Genomic DNA, 15,493 nt, shown 5'->3' on the forward strand with positions numbered 1-15,493 from the left:
CATATGATGAGACCATCTGATTTTGTCATCCAGAATGAGGAGCGTCCGTGACCGACGTACCCGAGATCGACCTGACCGACCCAGCCGTCCACCGCGAGCCGTTCGCCGTCTACGGCGCCGCCCGCGAGCACGGCCCCGTGGCCAAGCTCGTCGGCCCCGGTTTCGGCCCCCTGTGGGTGCTCACCCGCCTCGACGACGCGCGCGCGATGCTGACCGACCCGCGCTTCGCGCTCGGCCCCGGCAGCTACCAGGCGCTCGACGTGCCCGAGCACTGCCGGCCGTACCTGCGGACCATGCAGGAGATGGAAGGCGCGGAACACCGGCGGCTGCGCGGCCTCGTCTCCCCCGCGTTCACGGCGCGCCGCGCGGCGGACTTCCGGCCGCGGATCGAGCCGATCGTCGGCAAGCTGCTCGACGGGCTCCCCGCCGACGGCGCCGACCTGCTGGCCGGGTTCGCCCAGCCGTTGCCGATGGAAGTGATCTGCGAGCTGGTCGGCGTGCCCGAGGCGGATCGGCCGCGCTGGCACGAGTACGGCCGGAACGTGGTGGCCGGCTCGGGCGAGAGCTTCGCCGCCGCGGTGCCCGGCATCATCGACGGCGCGCGCGGGCTCACCACGCCGCCGGCGAGCGAGTTCCTCGCTCTGCTCGCCGGCACGGACGGGTTGTCCGAACCCGAGCTCGTCACCCTCGTCTGGCAGCTCGTGCTCGCGGGGCAGACGCCGGCGAACTTCGTCGCCAACGCCGTCGAGGCCCTGCTCACTCATCCGGACCAGCTCGCCGTGCTGCGCGCGGAACCCGAGCGGTGGCCGACGGCGGTCGAGGAGCTGATGCGGTGGTGCGGACCTCAGCTGCTGACGATTCCGCGGCAGGCCACCGAGGACCTTTCGCTGCACGGCGTGACGATCCGGGCGGGCGAGCCCGTGTCGGCCGCGATCGCGTCGGCGAACCGCGACCCGCGCGTGTTCACCGATCCCGACCGCCTCGACGTGCGCCGCACCGAGGGCGGGCACCTCGGATTCGCGTACGGACCGCACTTCTGCCTGGGCGCGGCGCTCGCGCGGGTGGAGGCGGAAGTGGCGTTGCGGGGTTTGCTGGAGCGCTTTCCCGCGCTGCGCCTGGGCGACGTGCGGCGCGCGCCCGACCCCGGCACGTGGCGGCTCGCGGGGCTGCCGGTGAGCTTCTGACGTCCTCTTCGGACACTTCGTCACCGATCGGGTGAACAACGAAGCGGTGCTTCGATCTTCCTGCGCTGCTAACGTTTTCCCAGGTCAGCATCGTGCTCGGGAGGCAAGCATGTCCGCACACATCTCCGCTGGGGTCGGTGGTCTCGTGATGGACCCGCGGCAGACGTGGCCGCTGGTGCTCGTGCGCGGTGTGCTGGCGGTGGTGTTCGGCGTGATCGCGCTGATCTGGCCGGGCGGCACCGTGCTGGCTCTGGCGTTGGTGTTCGGCATCTACGCGCTCGCCGACGCGATCGGTGCGTTCATGCAGGCGTTCCGTCCGGGCGACGGTGCGCACCGGTTCGCGTACGTGTTGCTGGGCGTGCTCGGGCTCGCCGCGGGGGTGATCGCGCTGGTGTGGCCCGGCGCGACCATCCTCGTGCTGGCGACGCTCATCGGCGCGTGGGCGGTGGTCACGGGCATCGCCGAGATCGTCGCCGCGATCCGCCTGCGCAAGCAGATCACGGGCGAGGCGTTCCTCATCCTGGCCGGCGCGGTGTCCGTCATCGCGGGGGTGCTGGTGCTTTTCCACCCTATCGCGGGAGCGTACGGAATCGCCTTGCTCGTGGGCATCTACGCGCTGCTGTACGGGATCATGCTCGTCGTCCTGTCGTTCCGCTTGCGGCGCGTCGCAAAACTCGAGCAGGCGAACGAGCCCGCTTAGGACGACAATCGAGGGGGACAGCTTCGTTGACGGAGGGATCCGTGATGGCGCAGAACCCGTACGACCAGGACGCCCGACCCGGCATCGACGCGGCGCGGCTGTGGGCGGGCGGCGTCGCCACGGCGGTGGTGGCGGCGCTCGTCGCCATCGTCGGGCTGCTCATCGCCCGCGGCATCTTCGACGTCCCCGTGCTCGCCCCGAAGGGCGAGGGCGCGTGGGGCAGCGCCAGCACCACCACGTACGCCCTCGCCGCCGCGGCCGCCGCGCTGCTCGCCACGGGCCTCATGCACCTGCTGAGCGTCGCGACGCCCGCGCCCAGCCAGTTCTTCGGCTGGATCATGGTGCTCGTGACGCTCATCGCGGTGGTCCTGCCGCTCACGCTGACGGTCGAGACCAGCGCCAAATACGCGACGGCCGCGATCAACCTCGTGATCGGCCTGGTGATCGCCATCGTGGTGAACAGCATGGCGGCCAACGCGCGCACACTGCACCGGCGCAAGCGCTCCACGCGTCCCGACGCGCCGACCCAGCAGTGGAACGAACCACCGTCGAACTTCTACGACCGCTAGAGGCAACCGCTCGTCCTCCCCGGACGTGTTCCGCGCACAGTCTCGGGGAGGACACCATGTTCACGGAATTTCTCACGGGCGCGGCCTTGTTGGGCGCATCGCTCACGGCACCAGGTGACGTCGGCTGGTCCCTGTGGCCCTCGGAAGTCGCGCGCGGCGGCGAAATTCACGCGGAAACCTATGCCGCTCAAGGCAACGGCTGCAACCCCTCCGGCCCCGTCACCTCGCCCGGCTTCGCCGCCCCCCTCCGCTGGTCCACCGGCGGCAACGGGGGCCGCACCGGGGGCACCGGCACCGCCACCACCCGCCCCGGCACCTACACGGCCACCTTCCCCTGCTCCGACGGCCGCGTGGCCACCGCGACGTTCACGGTCACGGGGACGCCGCCTTCTTCGGTCACTCCGCCGCTTCGTCCCGTCCTTCCGCTCCGCCCCGCCCGGCTCCCGACCGCGACCGGTCACAGGTGACGGTGCGCCCGGTGGGTGCGCCGCAAACGGGGGGGGTGGCGGGTTGGCGGGTTGGGGCGCGGAGTGAGTGTCTATTGAGGACACTCGTCGCGACGCCACGCAGGGAACGGATTCACCACCCGATTGCACCTTTTCCCGCGTCCGGGAACTGCGATCATGGAAGTCGTGGCCGAAATCCCTTCAACCACCCCGGAACCGCTCGCCGGCGCAGGGATTCGACCGCACCCGGGCCGGACGCTGTCCAACCGGACGATCGCACTGTGCGGCGTACTGATGGTGGCGATCGCGACGGCGGCCTGCTGGGTCCTGCTCACCTTGTACGGCCACGGCACCGACGCCGACCGCGCTCGGCTCGGCGGCATCCGCACCGTCGGGACGATCGTGGTCGGCACCGGCGGCGCCCTGGCGCTGGTGCTCGCGGCGAGGCGGCAGCAGACCGCTTAGCACGACCTGGCGACGAAGCGCGCCGAACTGCGGCTCCGGGAACAGGCCGACCGGGCCGCCCGGCACGACGCCACCGAACGGCGCATCAACGAGCTCTACCTGAAAGCCGTGGAACAGCTGGGTTCGGAGAAGGCACCGGTCCGGCTCGCCGGCCTGTACGCGCTGGACCGCCTGGCGCAGGACAACGCCCAGCTGCGCCAGACGATCGCCGATGTGATCAGCGCCTACCTGCGGATGCCGTACGAGCTGCCCGGCGCCGGACACCCCGGCGACCGCGACCAATTGCAGGAGCGCGAAGTGCGGCTGACCGCGCAGCGCCTGCTCGTGCGGCACCTCGTGCCGGCCGACGAGGACGACCGGTTCTGGGCGGGCATCGAGCTCGATCTCTCCGGTGCGGTGCTCATCGATTTCCCGCTCAACGGCTGTGAGCTCCACAATGCCCGCTTCGCCGGCACGCGGTTCGCCGGGGACGCCTGGTTCCACGAGGTGCGGTTCACCGGCACCACCCGGTTCGACGGCGCCACGTTCGGCGGCGACGCGTGGTTCACCCGGGCCACGTTCAAGGGCAGCACCCGGTTCGAGAACGGTTCGGCGGCGAAGCCCGCTTCGAAGACACCGAGTTCGCAGGCACCACGGCGTTCCGCAGCGCCCAGTTCGCCCACAACGCCCGGTTCGACAAAGCCCTCTTCCGCGGCATCGTGCGGTTCAGCGACGCCATGTTCGCCCGCAGTGCCAACTTCAACCGCGCAGGATTCATGGTCGCGCCGGTGTTCGAGACGACGTGGCGGCGCAGAGCGCGTACTTCGACCGCGCGAGGTTCGAGGAGCGGGCGTGGTTCGAAGGGGTCTCGTTCGCCAGCTACACGGCGTTCGTCGATGCCACGTTCGACGGTGACATCGGTTCGAGGGCGCGCGGCTCGACGGGATGCCCTATCGGCCGCCGCAGTTGCAGGCGGACGACATCGAGTTCGCCGACGAGAGCTGAGGATCAGCCCACCGGAACCCGGCCCCGCGGAACCCAAGGCACGACAGCCGAAGTCCGCTTCTGGTATTCCGCGTACTCCGGGTACCGCCCCCGGGTGATCGACTCCGTGAAGATCGTCGAACCCACGAACAGCAGGGTCAGCAGAACCGAGCCGGCGATCGTCCAAGGGATTCCGCCGAAGGCGAGGGCGCCGAAGACGAACACGAGCCACCACTGCGCCTGCTCGAAGAAGAAGTTCGGGTGCCGCGAGAAGCGGAACAGACCAGTCTGCAGGAACCGCGGCGAAGGCACCCGCCCGGCGGCCTGCTCGCTCTTCTTCCACTGGTGGAAGTTCCACTGCTGCTGATCCGCGACCGTCTCCCCCACCAGGCAGGCGACGAAGATCACGGCCACGATCGCATCACCCGCGCCGAACGGCGTGCGATGCTCCAAGGCCGTCCACGCCGGCAGCGTGATCAGCAGCAGAATGGCGTTCTGGTAGATCGTGATGAAGAAGAAGTTGAAGACCTGGAACTGCCAGGGCGCCATCTTCCCGCGCAGCACCACCCAGCGGTAGTCCTCGCCGCCGCGGGCGTAGCCGCCCTTGCGGGCGAAGTTGAAGGTGAGGCGCGAACCCCAGAACAGCACGAGGACGAACATCACGTCGAGGCGCGCGTCGGCGAAGCCTGCGAAGGCGGCGAAGATCGCGACGTACGCCACGGGCACCAGGGACCAGATCCGGTCCACCCACGAGTACTCGCGCGTGATCACCGAGAGCACCCAGCACAGGGCACAGATGCCCGCGAAGACGCAAAGGCAGACCTGGAACGCGTTCATGCCCGCACTCTACTGCCCGGGCCGTCCGCTTAGGATCATCGTATGAACCTGCCGCTGCGCCGACGCGGGATCGACATCTTCTTCGCGATCGTGTTCGCCGCGTTCACGATCACCTCGCTCATCAGCGACCTGCTGCCGACCGTGGGCGTCGACTTCTCGCGCCCGTCGGACAACTTCTTCGTGAACTCCAACTACTGGTACGCCCACGACGCCGACATCCTCTTCATGCACCCGCCGGACTGGATGCGGATCGTCACGGGGCTCTCGGCGTTCGTGTACATGCCGTTCTACGTCGTGCTCGTCGTGTGCCTGCTCGCCGGCAAGAACTGGATCCAGCTCTTCGCGGTGATCTACGCGACGATGATCGTCACGCTCACCGGCGTGGTCGTGTTCGGCGTGGAGTTCTTCGGCGACCCGGCGATGCGCACGGGCAACCCGGTCAAGTTCCTGGCCTTCAACATCTGGTACGTCCTCGTGCCCCTGCTCCTGCTGATCCGCATGCGCAAGCCGATGCCATTCACCCGGCGGTTCTGACCAGCATGGCCGCGCCCGGGTGCGGCAGGCGCATCGGGAGCGTGTCGGCGTGGTACTCGAAGTGCCACCACTCGTTGTCGTAGCGGCGGTGCAGGTGGTACGCGGCGCCGTGGCGTTCCAGCCACGCCGCGCCCTCCGTGGGCCGCACGTCGAGCGCGAAGCCGCCGACGTGGGCCGACTCCTCGGGCGGCAGCACGAGCCGGCGGGCCGCCCGGACCGACCCCGTGCGCCGGATCTCGGCGGTGAACATCGCGTGCTGTTCGGCGGCGTCGCGGTGGCCTGAAGTGAGGCCGATCAGCTGCCCGTCGCGCCAGAACGCGTCGGTGCGCGCCGCCACGAACGCCTCGCGCGCCGCGGCCGTGAGGCCCGCCAGGTCCTCCGCCGGGTAGCGCAGCGCGAGCGCCCACTGGCAGGCGAGCCGGCGGGCGTGGCGGGGCGAACGCACGAACGCCACCGGCAGCAGCAGCACGGCCAGCAGCCGGGCGGCCACCGCGTAGGCCGCGGCACGGGAGCGGAGCAGTTCGGTCATGGCGTCCACGGTCGCGGCCCCGTGTGCGCCGACGGTCGAAGCCGTGTCCGCGGACCCCGACAGTTCTGTAACAGCTGCGCACGGACGAGGCTGTTACGCAACCATGACATTCCGCGCACCCTGCGATGAGACCGGACGCGGATCCTCGAGCGGTGTCCGCTGTGGACTGTCCGGGGAATCCGGACGGGCGGACGCGGAAGTGCGCTGCGATAGTGGGAGACATGCCCCGGGTGCTGTTGATCGAAGACGACCATGCCGTGCGAGACGGCCTGCAGATCGCGCTGACCTACCAGGGTCACACCGTCGACGCGGTGGAAAGCGGCGAGGAAGGGCTCGCGCGGCTGAGCGCGGATCCGGCCGATGTCGTCGTGCTCGACCTGATGCTGCCCGGGATGGACGGGTTCGAGGTGTGCCGGCGCATCCGGGCGTCCGGCGACCTACCGATCATCATGCTCACCGCGCGCAACGACGACATCGACGTGGTCGCCGGGCTCGAGGCCGGGGCCGACGACTACGTGGTGAAACCCGCCCAGCCGCGCGTGCTCGAGGCCCGGATCAAGGCCGTGCTGCGGCGCACCGGCGGCGAGCAGCGACAGGCGGGCACGCCGAGACCCGAGGTCGAGCGCCACGGCGACCTCACCATCGACCGCGACGGGCTCGTCGTGAGCAAGCAGGGCCGGCCTGTCAGCCTCGCGCCCACCGAGATGCGGCTGCTGCTGGAGCTGTCCGCGTCGCCGGGCCGGGTGCTCAGCCGCCAGCAGCTGCTGGAATCCGTGTGGGACCAGGGTTACCTCGGCGACTCGCGGCTCGTCGACGCGTGCGTGCAGCGGCTGCGCGCGAAGATCGAGGACGACGCCGCGGCCCCGGTGTACGTGCAGACCCTGCGCGGTTTCGGGTACCGCTTCGGGCCCCTGTGACCGGGCTCCGGAAGCTCTCGCCCGGCTGGGGGCTGCGCACGCGGCTGCTGCTCGCGTTCGTGCTGCTGAGCGTGCTGACGACCATCGCCGTCGCCGGGGTCGGCTACCGGACCGCGCGCAACACCATCCTGAAGAACACGCAGGACAACGCGGTGCGGGAGCTGACCAGCCGCATCCAGCTGCTCTACCCCCTGCCCGTGGGCCGGCTGTCGGAGGACATGCTCCTGAACGCCGCGGGCAAGCTCGCGGACCGCGATTCCGACGCGCTCGTGACCGCGGGCACCGTCTCCGGCGGTGATCTGGACGGGGCGGTGATCTCCGATGAGCTCAAGGAGTTCGTGGCCCAGGGCCGTATCGCCTGGCAGCGGGTGGACGTCGGCGGCGAGACCCGGCTGCTGATCGGCACCCAGCTGCGGCTCACGACCAGCAAGTCGCGCGTGACGGAACCGTCCGGGATCGAGATCTACGTGCTCGAGCCGCTGGAAACCGAGAGCGCGGACATCGCCTCGCTGGCCCGCAGCGCGTGGCTGACCGGCACCGGCGCGGTGGTCCTGGCGCTGCTGCTGGCGCTCGCGGCCGCCCGCAGCGTGCTCGGGCCGGTGCGCGAGCTGCGTCGCGCGGCCCACCGTCTCGGCGAGGGCGACCTGGACACGCGCCTGACCATCCACGGCACCGACGAGCTCGCCGAGGTCGGCAAGACGTTCAACACCACGGCGGAGTCGTTGCAGCACCACGTCGGCGAGCTGGAGCGCATGGAGTCCGACGCGCGGCGGTTCGTGGCCGACGTGTCCCACGAGCTGCGCACCCCGCTCGCCGCGATGACCGCCGTCACCGAGGTGCTGGAGGCCGAGGTCGCCGGCCTGCCCGAAATCGCCGGGCGCGCGGTGCGGCTGGTGAGCCAGGAGACCCACAACCTCACGCGGCTGGTCAACGACCTCATCGAGGTCACCCGCTTCGACTCCGGGTCCGCGTCGCTCGCGCTCGACGAGGTGGACGTCGCCGAGGCGATCGGCGCCACCCTGCGCGCCCGCGGCTGGGTCGACGAGGTGACCACGGAACTGCCGGCGGGTGTCCGCGCGCGGCTCGACCCGCGCCGGCTCGACGTGGTCGTCGCGAACCTCGTCGGCAACGCGCTGCGCCACGGAGCGCCGCCCGTCCGGCTGCGGTTGAGCGTGGCGGAAGAATCGCTCATGATCGAGGTCACCGACGAGGGCCCGGGGCTGAAGGAGGAGGTGCTCCCCCACGTGTTCGACCGCTTCTACAAGGCCGACACCGCACGCAGCCGCTCCGAGGGCAGCGGCCTCGGGCTCGCGATCGCATGGGAGAACGCCAAGCTGCACGGCGGCCGGCTCACCGCCGCCAACCGTCAGCAAGGCGGGGCGATCTTCACGCTGCGGCTCCCGCTGAACCCGGGCGGTGACGCGTGATCCGGCGCGCCGCGGCGGCGCTCGTGCTGGTCGCGCTGGCCGCCACCGCGTGCGGCGTGCAGCCGAGCGGCGCGATCTCGGGCGACCCCGCGCCGAGCGGCCCGCAGTCGACCACGCCCGGGACGCCGGGGGTCAGCTCGATCTACCTGGTGGACAACGGCGCGGTCGAACAGGTCGAGCGCCCCGGTCTCGACCTGATAAACGCCGCGCTGATCGACGCTCTGGCACAGGGGCCGACGTCCGCCGAGAAGGCGTCCGGCCTCACCACCGAGGTCCCGCGGTCCGCCCTGCCGGCCGCGGTCACGGTCTCGGCGTCGCAGGTCACCGTGCAGCTGGCCACCGACGTGCAGGCGCTGTCTGACCTGGCCGTGAAGCAGATCGTGTGCACGCTGCGCCTGCGCGACACCCCGGGCGGCAGCGTGTTCACGCTCGTCGGCGGGGGCAACGTCCGCAGCGGCGAACGCTGCGGCTGAGCCGCCTCAGCCCACCTCGGCCGGTTCGCCGACCTTGCGCGGGGCGATCACCGGAGCCGCCACCACCGCGGCCACGCAGAGCGCGAACGGCACGGCGAACGCGACGTTCAGCGGCATCCACCGCGTGAGCCCGCCGATGAGGGCCGGGCCGGCGAGCAGCCCGACGTACCCGAGTCCGACCACCCGCGCCATCAGCGCACCCGACGCCCGCGTGTCGAGGTTGCCGGCCGCGGTGAACAGCTGCGGCACGCCACCCGCGAGGCCCAGGCCGAAGATCGCCCAGCCCGCCAGCGCTAGCGGCACCCAGGGCGACAGCGACGCGGTGGCGAGGCCGACGGCGGCCAGCGCCGAGCCGTAACGCACCACCGCGACAGGACCGGCCAGCGCGGCGACCCGGTCGGTGGCGAAGCGGCCGACGGTCATGGCCACCGCGAAGGAGCCGTACGCGAGCGCGGCGGTGCTCGCCGACGTACCCAGCACGTCCTGCAGGTGCAGCGCGGCCCAGTCGTTCGCGACGCCCTCGGCCAGCATCAGCGCGAACGCGAGGGCGCCGAGCAGCCAGACCACCCGCGACGGGGTACGGCTCGGTGCCACCGGTGCGGGGCCGGTTTCAGCGGGCGTGGCACGTCCGGAGTCGAGCAGGAGCCGTCCGGCGGCCAACGAAGCGACGACGCACAACGCGCCCGTCGCGCCGAGCGTGACGGCCGTGGGAACGCCGGTGCCGAGCACCGCCGCCCCGACGACAGCCGCGAGCGCGCCGCCGATCGACCACATCGCGTGGAACGCCGCCATGATCGGGCGCGGGTAGGCGCGCTCGACGACCACGGCCTGGGCGTTCATGGCCACGTCGAGGGAGCCGTTGAAGAACCCGAAGACGAGGAGCGAAAGCCCGAGCGCCCACCAGCTGGTGGCCAGCCCGGGCAGGAAAAGCGCGAGACCCAGCAGCACACCGGCCGCGGGCACCACCCGGCGGTGCCCGAACCGATCGGCGAGCGGGCCCGACACCTGCATCCCGACGAAGGCCGCACCGCCGAGCACCAGCAGCAGGGCGCCGAGCGTCGTGTGCGAGATCCCCGTGGCGCGCTCGACGACGGGGATGTGCACCACCCACATGCCCACGGCGAACCCGTTGAGCGCGAAGAAGCTCCAGGTCGCGACCCGGGCGGCCCGCGGCAGCCGGGCGGGCGGGGACGATTCGGTCATCGCGGTGGGATCCTCCTGTGTCCTTGGCCCCGGCTGTGTCTTCGGCCCCGGCTCCGCCGGGGCGGGCGAGATCGCCTTGGAGCCGGCTTCGTGATCGGGCGGTCGGATCGGCCGGGGCCGATCGCACCGCCCGATCCGGAAGCCGGCGCGATCTCGCGGGTGGGCCGGGAGAGTAGCGGTGAGCAAGCACGGGCGGGCGAGCAGCGGTGTGCGAATAGCAGTGAGCCGGCAGAGGCAGACGAGCAACGGTGTGCGAACAGCAGTGACCCAGCAGAGGCAGACGAGCAACGGTGTGCGAACAGCAGTGACCCAGCAGAGGCAGACGAGCAACGGTGTGCGAACAGCAGTGAGCCGGCAGAGGCAGGCGAGCAACGGTGTGCGAACAGCAGTGAGCCGGCAGAGGCAGGCGAGCAACGGTGTGCGAACAGCAGTGACCCAGCAGAGGCAGACGAGCAACGGTGTGCGAACAGCAGTGAGCCGACACGGGCAGGCGAGCACCAGTGAGCCGGCGGCGGTGGGCCACTGGCGATGAGCGAGCAGGGGCGAGCAAGCGAGGGCAAGCGGGCATGGGTGTGCGAGCAGAGGTCAGCCAGTGGCCGTGAGCGAGCAGGGGTGAGCGCGCGGGGGTGAGCGAGCGGGCGGAACACGCGGGCGCGGGCCATCTGCCCATCATGCCTGCGGCAGAATGGGCAGATGCGCGCCGCCGAACCGAGCAGGCTCCCGTGACCGGGGGTTACCTGAAGGGCCGGATCCGCCGCGAGGACATCATTTCCGCGGCCGCCGTGGTGTACGGCGAGGCCGGATACCACGGTTCGTCGTTGCGGGAGATCGCCAAGCGCGTCGGCATCAGCCACGCCGGGCTGCTGTACTACTTCCCCACCAAGGAAGCGCTGCTGGCCGCCGTGCTGGAACGGCGGGACGCCGAGGACTCCGAGCGCGAGCAGCTGACCGTACCGCCCGGGCTGGAGGTGCTGCGGCACTTCGTCGCGCTGGCCGAGCACAACGTGCGCCACCCGGGCATCGTCGACCTGTACTCGCGGCTGGCGGCCGAGGCCGTGGCGCCCGACCACCCGGCGCACGCGTACTTCGAGGAGCACTACCGGCAGGCGCGCGAAAGCGTGATCGGCTCGTTCCGGCTGCTGGCCACGACGGGCGAGCTGCGCGAAGGCGTGGACCCGGACTTCGCGGCGCTCACGTTCATCGCGCTCATGGACGGGTTGCAGGTCCAGTGGCTCACCACCCCCGGTGACGTCGACCTCGTCGGTTCCTTGCGCTTCTACCTGCGCGCCTTGCTCACCGTGCCCCTCGAAGACTGACCATCGTCCGTGAAGGGCACCTCCCCCGAAGTGCCCTTCACGGACCGCCGGCACGCTAGAGCGTGCGGGCGTAAGGGTCCCAGCCGTCCGGAAGAGCGGGCGGGACCTCGACGGTGCTGGCCACCTCGACGGACTGGCCCCGCGTGATCGACTCGTCGATGGCGAGCATCGCGTCGAGCACGTGGTAGGCCAGCTCCCCCGACGCGCGTTCCGGCACCCCGGCCCGGATCGCGCGGGCGAGCTCCAGTGCACCCGTGCCGCGCGAGGCCGCATGTCCTTGCGGCGCAAGCTCTTCCGGCTCGGCGGCACCCAGCAGGTGCAGCTTCGTCGGGCCGTCGAAGCGGTTCGGGTCCGGCAGCACCGCGGTGCCCAGCGCACCCGACACCTCGACGAAACCCGTGCGCGCCAAGGCGGAATCGAAGCTCAGCACGACCTGCGCGCTGCCGCCGCGGGTGAACTCGACGAGCGCGGTCACCGTGGTCGGCACGGTCACCGCGAACTCCGTGCCGGCCCGCGGACCCGAGCCGATCACGCGGGTGTCCCGGGCGCGGCCGCCGGCGCCGGTCACCTTGCGGATCGGACCGAACAGCTGCACGAGCTCCGTCAGGTAGTACGGCCCCATGTCCAGCAGGGGGCCGCCGCCGTGCTGGAACAGGAACTCCGGCGCCGGGTGCCAGCTCTCCGGACCCGGCGTCTGGAACAGCGCGAGCGCCGTGCGCGGTTCGCCGATGCGGCCGGCCTCGATCGCGCGCCGGGCCGTCTGCAGGCCGGCGCCGAGCACGGTGTCGGGGGCGCTCGCCACGCGCAAACCCTTCTCCCGCGCGCGATCCAGCAGTTTGCGGCCCGTCTGGCGGTCGAGCGCGAGCGGCTTCTCCGCCCACACGCTCTTGCCCGCCTCCAGCGCCGCGAGGCCGACCTCGACGTGCGCGGCCGGGATCGTGAGGTTCACGACCAGCTCGATCTCCGGGTTCGCCAGCAGCTCGGCGACCGTTTCCCCCTGCGGCACACCGTGTTTCGCCGCCTGCGTCCGCGCGCGGCCGACGTCGAGGTCGGCGACGGACAGCACGCGCACGTCGGGGAAGCCGGTGAGGTTCTCGAGGTAGGTGTCGCTGATGACCCCCGCGCCGATCAGCCCGACGCCGACGGGGCCGGTCGTCACTTCGCGCCCTCGGTGAGATAGGCGAAGCCGGCCGCGATGCCTTCGAAGATGTCGCCGTCGTAGCGGTCGAACTCCACCACGCGCAACGCGTCGGGCGCCGCGGCGAGGACCTCGGGGAGCGGGACGCTGCCCTGGCCCGCCGGGACCTGGCCGGAGGCGTCGGTGGCGAGCGCGCCGTCCTTGACGTGGATGGCGTGCACGCGGGAGCCGAGCCGGGCGAGCAGCTCCGGCGCGTTCGCCCCGCCCGCCGTGGCCCAGTAGGCGTCGACCTCCAGCGCGACGGCCGGGTCGAGCTGGTCGGCGAACACCTCGAACGCGTGGCGGCCGTCGATCCGGGACTCCAGCTCCCACCAGTGGTTGTGGTACCCGACCCGCACGCCGTGCTCCTCGGCGACCTTCGCCGCGGCGTTGAGGGCTTCGGCGGTGGCGGCGATGTCCTCGGCGTTCTGCCACTGCTCGGGCTTGACGAGCGGGTCGATGACCACGGTGATGCCGAGCTGCTTCGCCGCGGCGAACACCGCGTGCTGGTCCTCGCCGATGAGCTTCGCGTGGGCCGTCGGCGCGGTCAGCCCGTTGGCCGGCAGGCCGGCGCTGAGCGCGGCCACGTTCTCGACGACGCCGTACGGCTCGACCTGGGTGAACCCGATCGCGGCGAGGCGCCGCAGGGTGTCCGCCGGATCGGCCGCGAACGCGTCGCGGACCGAGTACAGCTGCACGGAAGGCTTGCCCATTCCAGCTCCTTGGCTTCGCGGTTCGGCGCTCTGAGCGCCGCGTCGCCTGAATTTCTACCAGCTGGTCAAAATTGACACCAGGCGTTTGCGAGAGGTCCACACGTTCGCCCGCCGTTTGAGGAGGGCGCGCGGGGGGCAGCAGTCACCGAGGGCCGAAACCACGGAAAGGGACGGCGATGACCCACCAAGGCATGGACGACTTGATGGTGAAGGGCGAAGAGGAGAGCTTCTCCGCGCTGAAGTCACGGCTCGTAGACGAGTACGGCAGCGCGCGCGAACCCGAGATCACCCGCACGATCACCGCCCAGCGCCGGCACTTCGACGACGCCGGGGTGCGCAGCTTCCTGCCCGTGCTCGTCGAGCGGCAGGTGCGCGACCGGCTCGGTGAGCCCCAAGGGCGCTGACGAGGGCCTTACGGGAGGATCGAGTCGACGTACCCGCCGTCGACCCGGATGGCGCCGCCGGTGGTGGCGGAGGCGAGCGGTGAGCTCAGGTACACCACGAGGTTCGCGATCTCCTCCGGTTCGATCAGCCGCTGCAGCAACGACTGGGGGCGGTGGTTCTTCATGAACTCCCGCTGCGCCTGCTCCCACGGCAGATCCTGGTCCACGAGCTGGTAGACGAAGTCTTCGACGCCACCGGTGTGCGTGGGGCCGGCGATCACGGAGTTGACCGTGACGCCGGTCCCCGCCGCCGCTTTGGCGAAGCCGCGCGAGACGCCCAGCAGGGCCGTCTTCGACATGCCGTAGTGGATCATTTCGGCGGGGATCACCACGGCCGAGTCGCTCGCGATGTTGAGCACGCGGCCCCAGCCCTGCTCGGTCATCGCGGGCAGCGTCAGGCGCGTAAGCCGGACGGCCGCGAGCACGTTGACCTCGAAGTAGCGCCGCCACTCGTCGTCGGTGATCTCCAGCGGCTCCTGCGCGCCGAAGATGCCGAGGTTGTTCACGAGGACGTCGACGCGCCCTGCACGGTCGAGGACCTGCCGCGCGCCTTCGTCGGTGGTCACGTCGCCTGCCCCGGCCACGAACTCCCCGCCGGGCACCTGGCTCTCGAGCTCCTCGATCGCCTTGGCGACGCCCGCTTCGCCGCGCCCGTTCACCACCACCCGCGCGCCCGCCTTCGCGAGCCCCGCGGCGATCGCCGCGCCGATCCCCTGCGTGGAACCGGTGACGAGCGCCGTCCTGCCGTCGAGGTCGAGCTTCATGGCTTCCCTTCCCGTGGCGATGATCCCGGGGCCATCTTCGCGCGCCCGGCTCGCACGCGCCGAACGTCCGGAGACGCTCACGCCAGCGGGGCGGCCGGCGGTGTGTCCACGAGGTGCCCGGTCTCCTGCGCCAGCGTCATGCGGAACCCGCCGTCGAGACCGCGTTCCCAGGCCGTGATGGACGCGTTGGGGACGTCGGTGCGCGCCGCGGTCGTCAGCAGATCCCGCTCCGGCACGGCTTCCAGCACGTACTGCAGCGCGAAGACCGTCATCTCGTGGGCCACGAACAGCACGCGCAGCCCCGGCGTCTCCGCGCTCAGTTCCGCAAGCAGCGACCGCACGCGCAGCACGACGTCGGCCCAGGACTCGCCGCCGGGTGGGCGGTAGTAGAACTTGCCGTGCCGCTCCTTGCGGCGCAGCTCGTCGGGCCGGCGTTCGGCCACGCCGTGGGTCGTGAGCAGGTCGAGCACCCCCAGCTCGCGGTCGCGCAGCCGCTCGTCCACGTACAGCCCGCCGGGCACCTCGACGCCGCGTTCCTCGGCGACCGCGAGCGCGATGCGCGCGGTGTCCAGCGAGCGCAGGTACGGCGAGGCCACCACGAGCTGCGGCGGCTCACTCGCGAGCCACTCCCCCGCTGCCCGCGCCTGGCGCACGCCCAGCTCGCTGAGCGGCACATCGGCGTCGCGCTCCGCGATGTCGATGACCTCGTGGCCCGCGGCCTCGGCGGCCTCGCGCGCGACGTTGCCGGTGCTCTGCCCGTGGCGCAGCAGGCCGACCCAGTCCAGTCGTGTCGTCACAGGTCCTCAGTACCCCGGACGGACGGGTAGTCACAC

General features: G+C 71.4%; 18 protein-coding genes and 1 pseudogene. 11 read left to right on the forward strand and 8 right to left on the reverse strand.

All coding sequences use genetic code 11. The features are described from left to right. Positions 1-47: 47 nt before the first annotated feature. The 3 genes from AB0K15_RS06845 to AB0K15_RS06855 all read left to right on the forward strand — a co-directional run bounded on the left by AB0K15_RS06845 (position 48) and on the right by AB0K15_RS06855 (position 2,453). Positions 48-1,184, forward strand: coding sequence for a cytochrome P450 (locus AB0K15_RS06845; RefSeq protein WP_364046385.1), 1,137 nt, complete (start codon positions 48-50; stop codon positions 1,182-1,184). Positions 1,185-1,293: 109 nt separating this feature from the next. Continuing rightward, positions 1,294-1,884, forward strand: a complete 591-nt coding sequence (locus tag AB0K15_RS06850; protein ID WP_364046387.1) for an HdeD family acid-resistance protein — start codon at positions 1,294-1,296, stop codon at positions 1,882-1,884. A 44-nt stretch (positions 1,885-1,928) separates the two neighbouring features. Beyond that, on the forward strand, positions 1,929-2,453 hold the full coding sequence (locus tag AB0K15_RS06855) for a DUF6069 family protein (RefSeq protein ID WP_364046681.1): 525 nt from the start codon (positions 1,929-1,931) through the stop codon (positions 2,451-2,453). A gap of 647 nt (positions 2,454-3,100) precedes the next feature. Here AB0K15_RS06855 and AB0K15_RS06860 read toward each other — a convergent pair. Next, positions 3,101-3,799 (reverse strand): hypothetical protein, encoded by a 699-nt coding sequence (locus AB0K15_RS06860; protein WP_364046711.1) that lies wholly within the window; start codon positions 3,797-3,799, stop codon positions 3,101-3,103. Between AB0K15_RS06860 and AB0K15_RS06865 the strand changes: the two are divergent. Together AB0K15_RS06865 and AB0K15_RS06870 are read left to right on the forward strand one after the other, a co-directional pair. Then, positions 3,761-3,937, forward strand: a pseudogene (locus AB0K15_RS06865) (pentapeptide repeat-containing protein); the annotation flags it as partial. The gene AB0K15_RS06860 and the pseudogene AB0K15_RS06865 sit on opposite strands and share 39 nt — an antisense overlap. Continuing rightward, complete coding sequence (locus AB0K15_RS06870; RefSeq protein WP_364046684.1) at positions 3,904-4,446, forward strand: pentapeptide repeat-containing protein; 543 nt, start codon at positions 3,904-3,906, stop codon at positions 4,444-4,446. The pseudogene AB0K15_RS06865 and the gene AB0K15_RS06870, both read left to right, overlap by 34 nt. Here the strand turns inward: AB0K15_RS06870 and AB0K15_RS06875 are convergent. After that, entirely contained in the window at positions 4,352-5,164 is an 813-nt protein-coding gene (locus tag AB0K15_RS06875; protein ID WP_364046389.1) for a DUF1295 domain-containing protein, read from the reverse strand. The genes AB0K15_RS06870 and AB0K15_RS06875 overlap by 95 nt on opposite strands. Before the next feature lie 42 nt (positions 5,165-5,206). Between AB0K15_RS06875 and AB0K15_RS06880 the strand changes: the two genes are divergently transcribed. Next, positions 5,207-5,698, forward strand: a complete 492-nt coding sequence (locus AB0K15_RS06880; protein WP_364046391.1) for an emopamil-binding family protein — start codon at positions 5,207-5,209, stop codon at positions 5,696-5,698. On the opposite strand, the gene AB0K15_RS06885 is transcribed toward AB0K15_RS06880, so the two are convergent. After that, on the reverse strand, positions 5,682-6,227 hold the full coding sequence (locus AB0K15_RS06885; RefSeq protein WP_364046393.1) for a D-alanyl-D-alanine carboxypeptidase: 546 nt from the start codon (positions 6,225-6,227) through the stop codon (positions 5,682-5,684). The two genes, AB0K15_RS06880 and AB0K15_RS06885, sit on opposite strands and share 17 nt — an antisense overlap. A 221-nt stretch (positions 6,228-6,448) precedes the next feature. Here AB0K15_RS06885 and AB0K15_RS06890 point away from each other — a divergent pair, with 221 nt between their 5' ends. From AB0K15_RS06890 to AB0K15_RS06900, 3 genes are read left to right on the forward strand one after another with little or no spacing between them, the layout of a single operon-like run. Further along, on the forward strand, positions 6,449-7,144 hold the full coding sequence (locus AB0K15_RS06890) for a response regulator transcription factor (protein WP_364046395.1): 696 nt from the start codon (positions 6,449-6,451) through the stop codon (positions 7,142-7,144). Further along, positions 7,141-8,571, forward strand: a complete 1,431-nt coding sequence (locus AB0K15_RS06895) for a HAMP domain-containing sensor histidine kinase (RefSeq protein ID WP_364046397.1) — start codon at positions 7,141-7,143, stop codon at positions 8,569-8,571. The genes AB0K15_RS06890 and AB0K15_RS06895 overlap by 4 nt, the downstream gene beginning before the upstream one ends. Further along, complete coding sequence (locus AB0K15_RS06900; RefSeq protein ID WP_364046399.1) at positions 8,568-9,044, forward strand: hypothetical protein; 477 nt, start codon at positions 8,568-8,570, stop codon at positions 9,042-9,044. The genes AB0K15_RS06895 and AB0K15_RS06900 overlap by 4 nt, the downstream gene beginning before the upstream one ends. Positions 9,045-9,050: 6 nt before the next feature. On the opposite strand, the gene AB0K15_RS06905 is transcribed toward AB0K15_RS06900, so the two are convergent. Next, complete coding sequence (locus tag AB0K15_RS06905) at positions 9,051-10,247, reverse strand: MFS transporter (RefSeq protein WP_364046401.1); 1,197 nt, start codon at positions 10,245-10,247, stop codon at positions 9,051-9,053. Between the two features lie 722 nt (positions 10,248-10,969). On the opposite strand from AB0K15_RS06905, the gene AB0K15_RS06910 reads away from it, so the two are divergent. Continuing rightward, positions 10,970-11,563: a TetR/AcrR family transcriptional regulator gene (locus AB0K15_RS06910; RefSeq protein ID WP_364046403.1), complete on the forward strand. Its 594-nt coding sequence runs from the start codon at positions 10,970-10,972 to the stop codon at positions 11,561-11,563. A gap of 55 nt (positions 11,564-11,618) precedes the next feature. Here AB0K15_RS06910 and AB0K15_RS06915 read toward each other — a convergent pair whose 3' ends face one another. Together AB0K15_RS06915 and AB0K15_RS06920 are read right to left on the reverse strand one after the other, a co-directional pair. Continuing rightward, entirely contained in the window at positions 11,619-12,722 is a 1,104-nt protein-coding gene (locus AB0K15_RS06915; RefSeq protein ID WP_364046405.1) for a Gfo/Idh/MocA family oxidoreductase, read from the reverse strand. Then, positions 12,719-13,453, reverse strand: a complete 735-nt coding sequence (locus AB0K15_RS06920; protein WP_364046407.1) for a TIM barrel protein — start codon at positions 13,451-13,453, stop codon at positions 12,719-12,721. The genes AB0K15_RS06915 and AB0K15_RS06920 overlap by 4 nt, the downstream gene beginning before the upstream one ends. A 176-nt stretch (positions 13,454-13,629) precedes the next feature. Between AB0K15_RS06920 and AB0K15_RS06925 the strand changes: the two genes are divergently transcribed. Then, positions 13,630-13,857: a three-helix bundle dimerization domain-containing protein gene (locus tag AB0K15_RS06925; protein WP_364046409.1), complete on the forward strand. Its 228-nt coding sequence runs from the start codon at positions 13,630-13,632 to the stop codon at positions 13,855-13,857. A gap of 8 nt (positions 13,858-13,865) precedes the next feature. On the opposite strand, the gene AB0K15_RS06930 is transcribed toward AB0K15_RS06925, so the two are convergent. Both AB0K15_RS06930 and AB0K15_RS06935 read right to left on the reverse strand, forming a co-directional pair. Further along, complete coding sequence (locus AB0K15_RS06930; protein WP_364046411.1) at positions 13,866-14,660, reverse strand: SDR family oxidoreductase; 795 nt, start codon at positions 14,658-14,660, stop codon at positions 13,866-13,868. A 77-nt stretch (positions 14,661-14,737) separates the two neighbouring features. Further along, positions 14,738-15,457, reverse strand: a complete 720-nt coding sequence (locus AB0K15_RS06935; RefSeq protein WP_364046413.1) for a histidine phosphatase family protein — start codon at positions 15,455-15,457, stop codon at positions 14,738-14,740. Between the last annotated feature and the right edge of the window lie 36 nt (positions 15,458-15,493).

Origin of the sequence: Amycolatopsis sp. NPDC049253 (assembly GCF_040678995.1) — a bacterium.
Lineage (GTDB): Bacteria > Actinomycetota > Actinomycetes > Mycobacteriales > Pseudonocardiaceae > Amycolatopsis.